The sequence below is a fragment of the Erythrobacter dokdonensis DSW-74 genome (assembly GCF_001677335.1).
Taxonomy (GTDB): domain Bacteria; phylum Pseudomonadota; class Alphaproteobacteria; order Sphingomonadales; family Sphingomonadaceae; genus Erythrobacter; species Erythrobacter dokdonensis.
In genome coordinates this window covers 226,262-242,575 of record NZ_LZYB01000001.1, presented here as the reverse complement: position 1 = coordinate 242,575, position 16,314 = coordinate 226,262, and the positions used below count along the sequence as shown (strand labels likewise).

The 16,314-nt window shown below is 64.7% G+C and carries 11 protein-coding genes; all 11 read left to right on the top strand.

Annotated elements, in window-relative coordinates; genetic code table 11:
* Nucleotides 1-3: 3 nt before the first annotated feature.
* The 11 genes from I603_RS01205 to I603_RS01155 all read left to right on the top strand — a co-directional run bounded on the left by I603_RS01205 (nucleotide 4) and on the right by I603_RS01155 (nucleotide 16,302).
* Entirely contained in the window at nucleotides 4-780 is a 777-nt protein-coding gene (locus I603_RS01205; RefSeq protein WP_068861999.1) for an ABC transporter ATP-binding protein, read from the top strand.
* 13 nt (nucleotides 781-793) lie between these two features.
* Nucleotides 794-1,279: a CopG family ribbon-helix-helix protein gene (locus tag I603_RS01200; RefSeq protein WP_232305208.1), complete on the top strand. Its 486-nt coding sequence runs from the start codon at nucleotides 794-796 to the stop codon at nucleotides 1,277-1,279.
* Nucleotides 1,276-2,097, top strand: coding sequence for an urea amidolyase associated protein UAAP1 (locus tag I603_RS01195; protein WP_068861998.1), 822 nt, complete (start codon nucleotides 1,276-1,278; stop codon nucleotides 2,095-2,097). Before I603_RS01200 ends, I603_RS01195 begins: the two co-directional genes overlap by 4 nt.
* Before the next feature lie 16 nt (nucleotides 2,098-2,113).
* Nucleotides 2,114-2,749, top strand: coding sequence for an urea amidolyase associated protein UAAP2 (locus tag I603_RS01190; protein WP_068861997.1), 636 nt, complete (start codon nucleotides 2,114-2,116; stop codon nucleotides 2,747-2,749).
* On the top strand, nucleotides 2,746-6,333 hold the full coding sequence (gene uca, locus I603_RS01185) for an urea carboxylase (protein WP_068861996.1): 3,588 nt from the start codon (nucleotides 2,746-2,748) through the stop codon (nucleotides 6,331-6,333). Before I603_RS01190 ends, uca begins: the two co-directional genes overlap by 4 nt.
* On the top strand, nucleotides 6,330-8,096 hold the full coding sequence (gene atzF / locus I603_RS01180) for an allophanate hydrolase (protein WP_068861995.1): 1,767 nt from the start codon (nucleotides 6,330-6,332) through the stop codon (nucleotides 8,094-8,096). Before uca ends, atzF begins: the two co-directional genes overlap by 4 nt.
* Nucleotides 8,097-9,596, top strand: a complete 1,500-nt coding sequence (locus I603_RS01175) for an ATP-binding response regulator (RefSeq protein ID WP_068861994.1) — start codon at nucleotides 8,097-8,099, stop codon at nucleotides 9,594-9,596.
* Nucleotides 9,593-10,519: a response regulator gene (locus I603_RS01170; protein WP_068861993.1), complete on the top strand. Its 927-nt coding sequence runs from the start codon at nucleotides 9,593-9,595 to the stop codon at nucleotides 10,517-10,519. The genes I603_RS01175 and I603_RS01170 overlap by 4 nt, the downstream gene beginning before the upstream one ends.
* Before the next feature lie 376 nt (nucleotides 10,520-10,895).
* The gene (locus tag I603_RS01165; protein WP_068861992.1) at nucleotides 10,896-11,903 is read left to right on the top strand and encodes a sterol desaturase family protein; all 1,008 of its coding nucleotides are present in this window, start codon (nucleotides 10,896-10,898) and stop codon (nucleotides 11,901-11,903) included.
* Between the two features lie 31 nt (nucleotides 11,904-11,934).
* Nucleotides 11,935-12,636 (top strand): hypothetical protein, encoded by a 702-nt coding sequence (locus I603_RS01160; RefSeq protein WP_068861991.1) that lies wholly within the window; start codon nucleotides 11,935-11,937, stop codon nucleotides 12,634-12,636.
* Between the two features lie 309 nt (nucleotides 12,637-12,945).
* On the top strand, nucleotides 12,946-16,302 hold the full coding sequence (locus I603_RS01155; protein ID WP_158093653.1) for a TonB-dependent receptor domain-containing protein: 3,357 nt from the start codon (nucleotides 12,946-12,948) through the stop codon (nucleotides 16,300-16,302).
* Nucleotides 16,303-16,314: the final 12 nt, after the last annotated feature.

Sequence of the window (16,314 nt, the reverse complement as noted above, 5' to 3'; positions counted from 1 at the left end):
CCGATGCTGAGCCTTTCCAACGTCTGGGTCGAATATGGCGAGAAGGTCGTGCTCGAACGCATCAGCCTCGACATTGCAGAAGGCAGCTTCGTGTCGATCATCGGACCTTCGGGGGCGGGCAAGAGCAGCTTGCTCCGGGTCATCCTGGGGCAGGACCAGCCGAGCCGGGGCACCATCACGCTCGACGGGGAGCCCCTGCCCAAGGAATGCGGGCCGGATCGCGGGGTGGTGTTCCAGCGCTATTCGGTGTTCCCGCATCTGACAGTGCTGGGCAACACGCTGCTGGGGCTGGAGTTTGCGCAGGCTCCGTTTGCTGCGCGCCTGTTCGGCGGCGCCCGCAAGGCTGCGATCGCGCAGGCCGGGGAGATGCTGGCGGAGGTCGGGCTGGCGGACAGCATGAACCTCTACCCATCCGAAATGTCGGGCGGGATGCAGCAGCGCCTCGCCATCGCGCAGGCGCTGATCAAGCGGCCGCGCATCCTCCTGCTCGATGAACCGTTCGGCGCGCTCGATCCCGGCATCCGCACCGATATGCACGCGCTCATCACCCGGCTGTGGCGCGAGTTCGGGCTGACCATCGTGATGGTCACCCACGACATCAAGGAAGCCTTCGGCCTCGGCACGCGGGTGCTCACGCTCGACAAGCGCCGCCACGATCCGCACGCGCCGCACCGCTACGGCGCAGGCGTGATCTACGACATCGCACTCACCCGCAAGGTGCAGGCGGAGGCGGAGGCACAGGTGGTCGGTATTACGATTGACACGTTTGGTAATAATTGAGATGGTCGCCCGCATGAACGCCCCCGAGCCCTCCCGTCTCGCCCGCCTCTCGATGAGCCTGCCGGCCGAGCTGTTTCGCCAACTCGACGTGATGGTGGAGGAACGCGGGCTGCCCTCGCGCTCGCAGCTGATTGCAGAGCTGATCCGTCATGCGCTGGCCGAGCACGAGGCGCTGACCCGCCCGGAGGACATGCTCGCGGGGACCGTTACCATCGTCTATTCGGGCAGCGGCGGGCGCGTGCGCCAGCAACTGGCCGAAACCCAGTCCGATTACCTCAAGGAGGTGATCTCCTCGCAGCACGTCTTTCTCGAACAGGACCAGTCGTTGGAAGTGCTGCTGGTGCAGGGTCCCGCCGTGCGCCTCAAGCAATTGTGCGATGCGCTGCGCACCATCCGCGGGGTGCAGCAATTGCAGCTGGTCACCACCACCGCCCTGCTGCCGCCGCTGCACGAGCAGGAAGGACTTGTACCCGATGCCGGAAAGGAGGCCGCCGAATGAGCCAGCTTGCCGATCCCAAGGCGGCGCGCGACCACGCCCGCGCGCAGGGTGGAACCCGCGTCGAAACGATGCCGGTGCTCCCGCCGGTGGCCGACGACCTGCCCGCAGGCGTGCCCGCGACCGATCTCTTGTGGGAGGAAACCATCGCGCCCGGCGGCTATGCCTCGCGCCGGATCGCGCGCGGCACCCGCCTGCGCCTGATCGACAAGGGCGGCGATGCCTGCGCTTCGCTGAACATCTTCAACGCCGAATTGCCGACCGAACGGCTCAATGTTGCCGACACCGTGAAGGTCCAGTGGAACGCCTATCTCGGTGTCGGCAAGCTGCTGCTGTCGGACATGGGGCGCGTTCTGATGACCATCCTTGCCGATAATGCCGAAACCCATGATGCGTTCTGCGGCACCTCGAACGCGGCCACCAATCAAGCGAAATATGGCGAGGGCCGCAATTCGGGCGCCTTCCCCAATGGCCGCGACCGGCTGATCCTGGGCGCGGCCAAGCACGGGCTGTCCCGCCGCGACGTGCATCCGTGCGTGAACCTGTTCAAGGGCACCCGGATCGAGCCCGACGGCGCAATCACGCCGGTTATCGGCCCCTTCACGCCCGGTCGCAGTATCACCTTGCGGGCCGAGATGGATGTGATCGTGGTACTCGCCAATTGCCCCCACGTCCGCGATCCGCGCCCTGAATGGAACTCCACCCCGCTGCGCGCCACCGCATGGCGCGGCGCGATCACCCCCGAAACCGACCCGCTGCGCAATGCCACGCCAGAAGGGCAGCGCGCCTTCCTCAATGTCGAGGACTATTACCGCCGCTAGACAGGAAAGCCCTGCCATGACCGACGACCCGGCCCTCTCCGGCCTTTCCGGCACAATCGTCCACGACGAAATCGTTCCCGCCCGCGCCCCCTGGCTGCACCATGTGCGGGCGGGCGAGACCCTGCGCATCGTCGACGTAGAGGGCAATCAGGCGGTCGATTTCCTGATCTATGCCGCTGCCGACGATGCCGAGCGTTACTCCGCGCAGGACACCGTCGCCGCGCAAGGCAATCTGTTCCTGCGCAAAGGCACCGTTCTGCTGTCGAACGAAGGCAACCCGATGATGACCATCACCGGCAGCGCGGTTGACTATCACGACACCATCGGCGGGGCGTGTTCGTGCGAGAGCAACACGCTGCGCTACGGCCACCATACCAAGCACCAGCATGCCTGCGTCGAAAACTTCCTTGAGGCCAACCATTGGGAAGGGCGCGGTAAGCGCGACATGGTGCCCAACATCAATTTCTTCATGAACGTGCCGGTGATGGATGACGGGACGCTGGGAATCGTCGACGGGATTTCCGCCCCCGGCCTGACGGTCGATCTGCGCGCCGAGATGGATGTGATCGTTGTCGTCTCCAACTGCCCGCAGATCAACAATCCCTGCAATGCCTTCAACCCCACGCCTGTCCGCATGATCGTGGCCGCATGAGTTTCGACACGGTCCTCGTCGCCAACCGTGGCGCGATCGCCACCCGGATCATCCGCACGTGCAAGCGGATGGGCTTGAAGTCGGTCGCGGTCTATTCCGAGGCCGACGCCGGCTCGCTCCATGTGGCGCAGGCCGACATGGCGGTGTGCATCGGTGCAGCTCCGGCGGCCGAGAGCTATCTCAACGTCGCCGCGATCCTCAAGGCGGCAAAGGACACGGGCGCAAGCGCAATCCACCCGGGCTACGGTTTCCTCGCCGAAAACGCCGACTTCGCCGAACAATGCGCCGCCGCCGGCATTGCCTTCATCGGCCCAACGCCGGACAACATCCGCACCTTCGGCCTCAAGCATTCCGCCCGCGCGCTGGCCGAGGCGCATGACCTGCCGCTCGCGCCCGGCACCGGCCTGCTGACGGGCGAGGACGAAGCCGCCGAGGCCGCCGCACACATCGGCTATCCGGTGATGCTGAAGGCAACCGCGGGCGGCGGCGGGATCGGGATGCGCATCTGCGAAACCGAGGCCGCCGTGCGCGAAGGCTTTGCCGCCGTCGTCCGGCAGGGACAGGCAAGTTTCGGGGACGCGGGCGTCTTCCTCGAACGCTACATTGCCAATGCTCGCCACATCGAGGTGCAGGTGTTCGGCGACGGGCAGGGCCGCGTCATGGCGCTGGGCGAGCGCGACTGTTCGCTCCAGCGGCGCAACCAGAAGGTGGTCGAGGAAGCCCCGGCTCCCTGCCTTGCCGATGCCAAGCGCGCCGATCTGATCGCGGCTGCGGTGCGGCTGGGCGAGGCGGCGCAATATCTGTCGGCCGGGACGGTCGAATTCCTGTTCGATGCCGACCGCGAAGAATTCTTCTTCCTCGAAATGAACACCCGGCTTCAGGTCGAACACGGCGTCACCGAGGAGGTGATGGGGATCGATCTGGTCGAATGGATGATCCGCGGCGCGGCGGGCGATTTCGCCATGCTCGATGCGCCCGCGCCCACCCCCAAGGGCCATAGCGTGCAAGTGCGGCTCTATGCCGAAGACCCGGCGCTCGATTACCGTCCGACCACCGGCACGCTCACCAATGTCGTCTTTCCGGGCGATATCCGGGCCGAGACATGGGTGATGGCGGGCAGCAATGTCAGCGCCTTTTACGATCCGATGCTGGCCAAGCTGATTACCCGCGCACAGACCCGCGAGGGCGCCATTGCGGCAATGCAGAAGGCGCTCGAAGCATCGCGCGTGGACGGGATCGAAACCAACCTGCGCTGGCTGCGCGACGTGCTGGCCGAGCCGCGCTTTGTCAGCGGCGATGTCACCACCCGCCTGCTGGCAAGCGTCACCCACCGCCCCGCCAGCATCCGGGTGATGTCCGGCGGCACCGCGACCACGGTGCAGGACTGGCCCGGCCGGCTTGGCCTGTGGGACGTAGGTGTGCCGCCCTCGGGGCCGATGGACGATCGCTCGCTTCGGCTGGGCAATATGCTGCTCGGCAACGCCGAAGGAACTGCGGGCCTAGAAGTCACGGCGAGCGGCCCGACCCTGCTGTTCGAGGCCCCTGCGCGCATCTGCCTAACCGGTGCGGATTTCGGCGCGAAGCTGGATGGCGAGCCGGTGGCGCTAGGCCAGCCGATTGATGTGGCGGCGGGGCAGACGCTCAGCATGGGGCGCGTCTCGGGTGGCGGGATGCGTGGATACATCCTGTTCGCAGGGGGCCTCGACATTCCGGCCTATCTCGGCAGTCTCAGCACCTTCACCCTCGGCCAGTTCGGCGGCCACGCTGCCCGCGCGCTGGTAGCAGGCGACGTGCTGCATCTGGGCCGAGCCGAAACCGGCAGTCCAGCCGTTGCGGAAGGCCTTACCGAGCTCGGCAAGATGTGGGAGCTGCGGGTGCTCTACGGCCCCCACGGCGCGCCTGATTTCTTCACGCCGGATGATATCGCGCGCTTTCTCGCGGCCGATTGGCAGGTGCACTACAATTCCAACCGCACCGGCGTGCGGCTGGTCGGCCCCAAGCCCGAATGGGCGCGGCGCGACGGGGGCGAAGCGGGGCTTCACCCGTCGAACATCCACGATAATCCTTACGCCATAGGCGCGGTGGACTTTACCGGGGACATGCCGATCATCCTCGGGCCGGACGGGCCATCGCTCGGCGGGTTTGTCTGCCCCTTTACCGTGATAGCGGCGGACCGCTGGAAGATCGGGCAATTGTCGCCCGATGACCGCGTACGCTTCGTGCCGTTTACCATCGACGATGCCATGGCGGCAGACGCCGCGCCGCTCATCGCCCTGCCCGAACCCGCCAGCCCGCGCGCGATTGCCGGGCTGTCGCCGATCCTCGCCGAGATTCCGGCGCAAGGCGCCCGCCCGCGCACGACCTACCGCCAGCAGGGGGATCGCAACATCCTCGTCGAATATGGCGACATCGTGCTCGATATCGAGCTGCGCATCCGCGTCCATGCCTTGATGCAGGCGCTTGAGGCGATGCAGCTTCCCGGCGTGATAGACATCACCCCCGGCATTCGCTCGCTGCAATTGCATTTCGACGGGAAGGTGCTCGACCAGAAGCGCGCGCTCGCCGCGCTGATGCAGGCCGAGGAGGCGATGGGGGATCTTGAGGATTTCACCACGCCTTCGCGCATCGTTCACCTGCCGCTGAGCTGGCGCGATCCGGCGATTACCGAGACGATCCAGAAATACATGGCCGCCGTGCGCGACGATGCGCCGTGGTGCCCGGACAATATCGAGTTCATCCGCCGCATCAACGGCCTCGCCGATGCGCAGGCGGTTGAAGACCTGATCTTCGATGCAAGCTACCTCGTGCTGGGCCTTGGTGACGTTTACCTTGGCGCACCGGTGGCGACGCCGGTCGATCCGCGCCACCGGCTGGTGACCACCAAATACAACCCAGCGCGCACCTGGACCCCGCCCAACGTGGTCGGGATCGGCGGGGCATACATGTGCATCTACGGGATGGAGGGGCCGGGCGGCTACCAGCTGTTCGGACGCACGATTCAAGTGTGGAATACCCACCGCCAGACCGATGCCTTCACCGATGGCAAGCCGTGGCTGCTCAGGTTCTTCGACCAGATCCGCTTCTATCCGGTCTCGGCGGAAGAACTGGCCGAATGGCGGCGCGATTTTCCCACCGGGCGGCGCTCGATCCGGGTGGAGGAGAGCGAGTTCCGGCTGGCCGACTACCGCGCCTTTCTGAGCGACAATGCTGACAGCATCGCCGCTTTCGAGGCGCAGCGGCAGGCCGCCTTCGACGCCGAACGCGCCGCGTGGCAGGCCTCCGGAGAATTCGACCGCGTCACAGACCTGCTGGCGGAGGACACGGGCGGCGGCGAACCGACCGCAATCGACCTGCCCGAAGGCGCCGACCTGATCGAGGCCCCGTTCGGCGGCTCGGTGTGGAAGGTGCTGGTCGCCCCCGGTGACGAGGTGGCCGAAGGCGAAGTCATCGCCGTGATCGAGGCGATGAAGATGGAATGCCCATTGGAAAGCCCGGCCAGCGGCACCATCGCCGCGCTCTATATCGAGGAACGTCAGTCGCTCCAGCCGGGCGCGCCGATGCTTGCGCTGAGGAAAGCTTCGTGACCGCGCCGGAACGCCTTTCCGCCGGGGCCATCGCCGCGGCCGTAAATGCGGGCGAGAGCAACGCTGTCGCGGTGATGGAGGCGAGCCTTGCGCGCATTGCCGCCTATGACGCGGTCCAGCCGCAGGTGTGGATCAGCCGCGCCGCGCCAGAGGCCCTGCTGGCGCAGGCCCGCGCCATCGATACGCGCGTCGCGGCGGGCGAGCACCTGCCGCTTGCAGGCGTGCCCTATGCGGCCAAGGACAATATCGACGTGGCAGGCATGGAAACCACTGCTGCCTGCCCGGCCTTTGCCTACACGCCCGAACAATCGGCCACGGTGATCGAAAGGCTTGAAGCGGCCGGAGCGATCTGCATCGGCAAGACCAATCTCGACCAGTTCGCCACAGGGCTGGTCGGCACCCGCAGCCCCTATGGCGCGCCGCGCAATGCCTCCAACCTCGCCTATGTCAGCGGCGGTTCGTCCTCCGGATCGGCTGTGGCGGTGGCGGCGGGGCTGGTCGCCTTTGCGCTCGGCACCGATACGGCGGGGTCGGGACGCGTGCCGGCGGCGTTCAACCACCTTGTCGGCTTCAAGCCCACCAAGGGCCGCTGGAGCACGCGCGGCCTTGTCCCCGCCTGCCGCAGCATCGACTGCATCACCGTCTTCACCGACGCGCTGGCCGACGCCCGATTGGTCGACAGCGTGGTGGCGGGCTTCGACGCTGCCGATCCCTTTTCGCGCCAGCTTGCCGATGTGCCCATCACCGGCAAACGCATCGGCGTGCCGCGACCCGACCAGCGGGTGTTTTTCGGCGACCTGCAATCGGAAGAACTCTACGCCCGCGCGCTCGCCGTGCTGGGCGCGCAAGCCGAACTCGTCGAAGTGGACATCACCCCGCTGCTGGAGGCCGCGCAGCTGCTTTACGGCGGTCCCTGGGTGGCCGAACGCACCGCAGCCGTCGACCCCCTGCTGCGGGCGAACCCTGACGCCATCGATCCGGTGGTGCGCAGCATCCTCGAACCCGGCCTTGCCATGAGCGCGGTCGAAACCTGGAACGGCATCTATCGCCTGGCCGGCCTCGCCCGCCATGCCGAGGCACTGTGGGAAAGCGTCGATGCGCTCGCCTTCCCCACAACCGGTACCACCTACCGCATTGCCGAACTCGCCGCCGCGCCCATCGCACTGAACAGCAATCTCGGGCGCTACACCAATTTCGTGAACCTGCTCGACATGGCCGCCCTCGCCATTCCCGCAGGCGCACGCGGCAACGGCACCGGCTTCGGCATCACGCTGATCGGGCCGGCGCATAGCGACCTTGCGCTGGTCACGATGGCCGAAACCTACCTTGCCGCCGCCGACCTCCCGCCCCTTCCCCCGCTCGATAACGGAGACCGCATGGACACGATCAAACTCGCCGTCGTCGGCGCGCATCTCGAAGGGATGCCGCTGCACTGGCAGCTGACCAGCCGCAATGCCAGGTTCGTCGGCGCCTTCAGCACCGCACCGACCTATCGCCTCTATGCCATGGCCGATAGCGTGCCGCCGAAGCCCGCCCTGGTACATAGCCCGGACGGCGGGGAAATCGCACTCGAAGTCTATGAACTCGGCCTCGCCGAATTCGGCAGCTTCGTCGCCGAAGTCCCTCCGCCACTCGCGATCGGTACGGTGACCCTTTCGGACGGCACCAGCGTCAAGGGATTCGTCGCCGAGCCGCGCGCGCTCGAAGGGGCTGAGGACATCACCCATCTGGGTGGCTGGCGGGCCTATATCGGGGGGCTCTAATTGCAGCCGGACGCCGCCCAGACCCTGCTTGCCGCCTTGCGCGAACGCGGCGAGACTGCGCACGCCGATGCGCTGACGGCGCTGTTCGAGGAGCGCGATTCCCTCGTTCGCGCCAAGGAAGCCGCAGAGGCCGCCAACGAAGCCAAGACCCGCTTCCTCGCCAGCGTCTCCCACGAAATCCGCTCGCCGCTCAACGCCATCTACGGCTATGCCCAGCTGCTCGAACGCGGCGAGGGACGCAATCCCGCAGAGGCGGGCAAGGTCATCCGCCGCAGCGCCGAGCACCTCTCCAACCTGGTCGAAGGCCTGCTCGATATCGCGCAGGTCGAAAGCGGTTGCCTGAAGCTGGCGCGCGACACGATCCGCTTTCCCGCCTTTGTCCAGCAGGTGGTGGACATGTTCGCCCCGCAGGCGGCGATGAAAGGGCTGACGCTCAAGCTCGAAGCGCCGCCGGGCCTGCCCGAATTCGTCCGCACCGATCCCAAGCGATTGCGGCAGGTGCTGATCAATCTGCTGTCAAACGCAATCAAGTTTACCGATCGCGGTGCGGTGACGCTCAAGGTGCATTACCGCAACCAGCTGGCGCGGTTCGAGGTGGCCGACAGCGGGATCGGCATCGCGCCCGAGGATATCGAGCGCATCCTCCAGCCCTTCGAGCGCGGCGGCGGCGCTTCAGCGGAGCGGTCCGGGATCGGGCTTGGACTCGCGATCACCCAGGCGCTGGTGCACATGATGGGCGGCGAATTGAAGGTGGAGAGCACACCGGGCGAAGGCTCGCGCTTCACCGTGCGGCTGATGCTGTCGCAGCCGCTCACTCCGCCCGTCGATCTGCCCGATGGCGAAACGCCGCATCTCTACCTGGGGCGTGAGCGGCGATTGTTGCTGATCGACGATGATCCCGCCCACCGCGAAGCGCTGCGCGCCTTGCTTGAAGCGCGCGGGTTCCGGGTGCGCAGCGCAGCGGATGGCGAGGAAGGGCTGGCACTGGCCGGCGCAATGCAACCTGATCTGGCGCTGCTCGATGTGTCGATGCCGGGAATGAGCGGCTGGGAGGTCGCGGCGATGCTGCGTCAGCGTCACGGGCCGCGCCTGAGGATCGTGATGCTGACCGGCGAGGCGGAACAGTCCGGCCCGGTAGAGGAAGGCACTCCCATCAGTGATTTTTTCCTCACCAAGCCTTTCGATTTTGCCGTTCTGCTCGACGTCATCAGCCAGCAGCTCGCCCTCGAATGGCCTGCGCCGAAGGCCGGCGGGGAACCGGCCGACCATAGCGGCAGCGCCGCCCTGCCCGCGCTGATGGCCGTCGAGGCCCTGCCCCACATGGACGAGATCGCGCGGCTGGTGCGCATCGGCCATGTGCGTGCGATCGAGGCGCAGATCAATGCCCTCGCCGCACTTGGACCACAGGCTGCGGCTTTGGCCGAACGGATGCGGATGCATCTCGATGCCTTCGACCTCAAGGCGCTGGCAGCTCTGGCGCGGACGGAGAACGGGACATGATTGCAAGGGAACGCGGCACCGGCGTGCGGGACTGCATTCTGGTGGTCGACGACAATCCTGAATCGCTGCGCTTTCTGGTCGACACGCTCGAGGTCGAGAACATGGATGTGCTGATCGCCCGCAGCGGGGAGGCAACGCTCGAACTGCTGCGCGAAGCGCTGCCCGACCTCATCCTGATGGACGCGCTGATGCCGGGAATGTCCGGGCTCGACACCACCCGCCGGATCAAGGCCAATCCGGCGACTGCCCATATCCCGGTAATCTTCATGACCGGGCTGACCGATCCCGAACACGTCGTCGCCGCACTCGAGACTGGCGGGGTAGACTATGTCCGCAAGCCGGTGGTCGTCGGCGAGCTCTTGGCGCGGATGCGGGTGCATCTGGCCAATGCGCGCGCCTCCTACCGCTCGCGTCTCGCGCTCGGGCGGGCCGGACGCAGCCTTGCGGCCATCGGCACGCGCGGCCAGCTGCTGTGGTGCACCCCCCAGGCCGAGAGCCTGTTCCAGCGCCTCGATCCGGCGTGGGACATCGATAGCCGCAACCTGCCGGGCGGCCTCGCTCCCGCTCTGGCCCAGCTGCGCAGCGAGCCGGGCTATTCGGCAAGCGTCAATCTGAGCATTGCCGGGATCGAGATCGAAATAGCGCTGGCCGAAAGCGACCGGCCGGACGAAACGCTCTTCAAGGTGACCGAAGTGGGCGAGGCGTCCAAGGTCGACGTGCTGCTGCGCAATACCGAGCTTACGCGGCGAGAGGCCGAGGTGCTGCTGTGGGTGAGCTATGGCAAGACCAACCGCACGGTGAGCGAAATTCTGGGGATCAGCCCGCGCACGGTGAACAAGCATCTCGAACAGGTGTTCAGGAAGCTCGGTGTGGAAACCCGCGCTGCGGCGACCGCAGTGGCCGTGCGCTATCTTTCCGAATGAAAACCGGGTACGCTGGCGCCGGCGTGAAACCTGCGGATGCCACTACGTCATTCGGCCACTTACTGAGCCCATTTGCCGAGGATAACGCCGTGGTGAAGACGCTGTAATCCGCTGCCTGCGCAACCCGGTACCGCACAGGCCGCAATTTGTCGGACCGGACATGAATTGACGCTTTTTTGACGGTCTCGGCGATTGACCCGAGCAAATCCGGCGGGGCAATGGTCGGGCAGGAAAGTGGACGGGGACATAGCGGCAAGGATTGAGACAGCAGACTGAGATTGAAGGAAATTCGATAAGAACCGGGATCACTACCCCGATTGCCCCTACCCGGGGAGGCGTGGGTCGGCAGAAGTGAACATTTGATTGGAGTGCGCGAATGTCCGGAGTGAGGGTTGGAAATCGGATCATCGGAGCTGAATCGCCCGTCACGGTCGGATGGGAGAACATCGGCAAGGTCGAAGGCGGCCCGATCAAGCAGTTCTTTTTCACCTACTTCCAGCCGGCCGTGCTCTTCGGCCTGATTCTGTTCTGGTATTATGCCCCCAACGAATGGGCGCTGGCCTCGATCGGCATAGCGATCGGCCTCGGTTTCAAGGTGTTTCTGCTCGGCCTCGAATGGGTCAATCCGCGCTATCGCAGCTGGCAGCTGACCTGGAAGGAATTCGCCACCGACGTCTTCTATGTCGGGATGGGCTATACCCTGATCAGGATGATGAACGCCTATATCGGCGATGATGTCATGATCGAGGCGATCCGGGGCGCGTTCGATTGGGACAAGTTCTCCTGGTTCACCGGCCTGCCGCTGCTGTTGCAGGCGATCCTGATCTCGATGATGTTCGATTTCGGCCAGTACTGGATGCATCGCGGGATGCACAACTGGTACCCGCTGTGGCTGACCCACGCCCCGCACCACTACATCACCCAGCTCAACATCAACAAGGGTGCCGTCGGCAATCCGGTCGAGCTGTTCCTGATCGGGCTGGGCATCGGCGGCTTCTTCGACTTCCTGCCGCGCGCGGCCCTTCTCGCCGGCGCAATCGGCATGGCGGTGGGCACCTATCAGCACATCAACGTGCGCTTCAACACGCCGCGCTGGTGGAGGTTCATCTTCAATACCACCGAGCATCACAGCGTTCACCACTCGCGCGATTACGAGGCGACGCGGAGCAATTACTCCGGCACCTGGATCATCTGGGACCGCATTTTCGGAACCTGTGTCGACGGCGAGGCGGAACTGTTGGGCATGGAAGGCGGACGCCGGATGGACATCGCCGAAACCATGGTCTTCCCCTTCAGAGAGGGGTACAAGACCTTCCGCGAGTGGCTGCGCAGGCGGTCGCAGGCACCCGAGGCTCACGCGCCGCAAGCCGAGCCGGCCGAATGACCGCCTTTACCTCCCGGACCGAGCGCGGGGCATGAACATCAACTTGCCCTATATCGACCGGATCTGGCGCGCCTCGGGCGAGGTCAGGATCGACGAGCCGCTGACGCCGGAAGAAGCGTTCAAGCGGCTTGACCCGCTGTTCCAGACCCCCGGAACATCATATGCGGTCGAAGGCGACACGCTGCACTATTCCAAGCACAATCCTGCCGCGCAGGACAAACTCGCCACCTTCACCAGCGGTGCCCTTCGCGTCGAGCAAGCCAGCGACGGGACGTCCCGGCTGCTGTTCCATGTCAGGAGCACGGCGCTGCTGCTGTGTTTCCTCGCGCCCTTGCTGTTTCTCGGCTTTGCGCAACTGATGGTGACCATCAACGGCTGGGAAAAGGCGAGCCCAGAAGCGATCGAATCGGTAGAGAAGAAGGACAAGGACAAGGACACGCCGAAGGCAAAGCGCGAGCTTCATCCGATCGACAAGTTCCTTGGCGCACCCGAACCTGACGATCCGGCGAAGAAGAAGGATCGCAAGAAGGACGAGGTGAAGGAGAAGTTCCCGCCCACCCGTGCCTATGTGCTCGCGGGGCTGTTTTTCCTTATCTACCTCGTCGGGCGCGTGCTTGAGCCGTGGCTGCTCAAACGGACCTTCCGGGCCGCGCTGGTCGGCACCCTCGAAGAATCGGCGATAAATGTCGTGCAGCAGGAACCGGCGACCGGCACGCGACCGGAGGCCTGCTGACCGGCAAACCTGGCGGATGGCATGACCGTCGAGCCGCGGCGGAATAGCCGAAAAATACTCTTACAGTAGATACAAGGCCATAGGAACTATGGCTTTTCGTTCTGAATGAAACAATATTTCATGTTAGAGCGATATCGCGACGTCTTATAAGTCAAATAGCGCATAGCGACTTATTACGAATCCCCACATCAGTATGACGATTGCGTTGCACGCGGGGGAAGCGTGCAGGCAATTGGCTGAACCTGTGCGGATAATGACACCGGGCTGCCGATGGAGGGGAGGATAACAATCACCCATTTGTCGGGGGCCATGATGAATATTTCCAAGAACGCGCTGATCCGTCGCACTCTCCTCTCCACCACGCTCCTTACAGGAATTGCCGCGGCCGCGCCGGTTATGGCTGCCGAAGACCTTGCCGCCGAGATACTGGCCGAGGATGCTGCAGCCGAAGCGGCCGCCGATGCTCCCGACGAGGCGATTGTTGTCACCGGTTCTCGCCTTCGTCGCGATTCCAACCTCGATTCGCCTTCCCCGGTGGTCAGCATCACCGCCGAGAGTTTCCGCGGCGAGCAGGAAGTGGCCGATGCATTGCGCACTATCCCGGCACTTTCGGCCTCGGTCAGCTCGGCCCAGTCGGTTGCGCCCGGCGAAGTAGGATCGGGCGCTGCGGTCGGCGCGGCTACCCTCAACCTGCGCGCACTGGGCGCGGAACGCACGCTGGTACTGGTCAACGGCCGCCGCCATGTGGCGGGCGTTGCCGAAACCTCCGTGGTCGATATCAACTCGATTCCCTCGGCATTGATCAAGGAGGTCGAAGTTCTCACCGGCGGCGCCTCGGCAGTCTATGGCGCCGACGCCGTGACGGGCGTCGTCAACTTTATCCTGGACCGTGAATTCGACGGGCTTGAAGTCGGCCTGACCGGCGGGATCTCCGACAATGGTGACGGCGAAAACCTTGATGCCTATGTCAAGTTCGGCAAGAACTTCGCCGACGGGCGCGGCAATATTACCCTCGTGGGCGACTATGCCTATGACAAGGGCATCCGCTTTGGCGACCGCAGACAGTTCCGCGACGGCAATATCGCAACCAACGGGCCGAACCCTGACCTGCGCTTCCAGCGCGGCGATCTGGGCACGAACACGCCCAATTTCAGCAATTTCTTCAGCCTCGCCAATGGCCGCTTTCCCTATGGTTTCGTAATCCCGACCCCGGGCAGTTCGCGCTATAACCAGATCTTCCCGGCGGGCACCGCGCCAACTGCGGCAGAACAGGCGCTTATCGACCGCGCACTCGCCGCGCCGACCCGCGCCATCGGCTCGCAATACCAGTTCAACATCACATCGGCAGGCGGGGTCATCATCCCGGCCGACTTCGCCGATCCCAACTCGGACATCGACGGCGACGGCGTCAGCGACTGCACCGAGAGCTTCACCGGCTTCAACGGCCTGTTCGACTACGCCGGCTTCGGCGCGCTGGGCGGCTGCTACATCGCCACCGGCAGCGGCATCGAGGTGATTGACGATGACGGCCTGATTGCCAGCAACTTCAATTCCTTCGGCGGCGATGCGGTCATCTTCGACAACAACGGCTTCCTGATCCCGAAGACGGAGCGTTTCGGCTTCAACCTGCTGGCCGACTACGATCTCAGCGACAAGGTGAACGCCTATTTCGAGGGTAAGTATTTCCGCCAGGAAACCACCTTCGGGACCAACCAGAACTCGTTCTACGACCTCTTGACCATTGCGCCCGACAACCCCTTCATCCCGGACGTGCTGCGGCCGATTTCCGATGCCGCAGGCGGCCTGTTCATCACCCGCGACCCGACCGATCTCGGCCCCAATATCGACACCAACATCTCCGAAACATTCCGTTTCGTCGGCGGGTTCAAGGGCGATCTGACGGACGAGATCACCTTCGACATTTCGGCCAACTGGGGCCGTTACGACCTCAAGTCGATCAACCGCAACAACGTGCTCTACGACCGCTTCCTTGCGGCAATCGACGTGACCTCGGATGCACAGGGCAATCCGGTGTGCCGCAGCGAGCTTGACCCGACCACGCGCTCGCCCTCGACTCCCTTCGGCATCCCGACCGGCGAGTTCGGCTATCTCACCTTCGTGCCGGGACAGGGCCAGTGCGCGCCTGCCAACCTGTTCGGTGTCGGCTCGATCAGCCAGGAGGCGGTGGACTTCATCACGGTCACCACCACCAACACCTTCCGCACCGAGCTGTTCGAAATCCACGGGCTTGTCAGCGGCGATACCTCGGCCTTCTTCAACCTGCCCTATGACAGCATCCAGTTCGCGCTGGGTGCCGAGTACCGCAAGGAAAAGAGCAATTCCTTCTTCGATCCGCTGGTGCGCGGCATCCTGCCGGTGACCACTGTCGACGGGACGGCGGGCCAGTTCGTCGGCGATGCGCCGGGCTTTGATGGCAACGGCTTCTCGCAGACATCGCTCGCCACCCCGCCCGACGGGTTCTTCCAGAATTCGGGCGGCAGCTACGACGTGGTCGACATCTTCGGCGAACTCGGCACCACGCTGGTCGAGGGTGTGCCCTTCGTCGAGGAACTGCGACTGGAACTCGCCGGACGTTTCTCGGACTACAGCACGGTCGGCAGCGTGTTCACCTACGCGATCAACGGTTTCTGGGCTCCGATCGAGGACCTGCGCATCCGCGGCACCTATTCGCGCGCGGTGCGGGCACCGAACATCTCGGAACTCTTCGCCCCGCCGCAGGCCGCCTTCTTCCGGCCCTTCGACCCCTGCGACCAGACCGAGATCGACCGGCTGAGCGCAGCCGGCGATCCAAACGTCACCAACCGCATCGCAAACTGCCGGGCGGACGGCATTCCCGAAGGCTTCTCGGACCCGCTCAGTGCGCGTTTTGCCGGGACCATCGCCGGCAATCCCGACCTGCGCGAGGAAACCGCGGATACCTACACCGTGGGCATGGTGCTGCAGCCGCGCTTCATTCCGGGGCTGGCGATCACGGCGGATTACTACAATATCCGCATCGATGACGCGATCAGCACCATTGCGGCCCAGGACGTGGTCGATAACTGCTACGATAGCTCGACCTTCCCCAACGATTTCTGCAACAGCTTCACCCGCAACCGCGATGCTGCTTCCGCGCAGTTCCTCGGCTTCACCTCGCTCAACCTGACCACGATCAACTTCGTGCGGATCGAGACGGCGGGGATCGATACCTCGGTGTCCTACAACACCATGATCGGCGAACACCGTGTCGGCCTTTCGGCGACGGCATCCTGGACCGACAAGATCGACTTCTTCTTCGATCCGACCGATCTCACCCGCATCGATCCCGAACTGGGCGAAATCCAGCGCCCCGAATGGTCGGGCCGTGCGACTGCGACCTATGGGTATGGCGATTTCAATCTCAACTACACTGTCACCTATCTCGACGGGATGGCCCTGCGCGGTGTGGAGATCGAGACTATCGATGCCCAGTTCGGTCCCGCAGGTCTGGTCGGCGAGACCTGGATGCACAATATCGGCGCATCCTACACCTTCACCGACATGGGCCTGGAAGTGTTCGGCGGGATCAACAACCTGTCGGACGTGAAGCCCTTCATCACCGAGCGGGCCTATCCCGCCAGCCCGATCGGGCGCTCGTTCTTCCTCGGATTGCGCTGGACGATGTAGGAACGCCCTCCA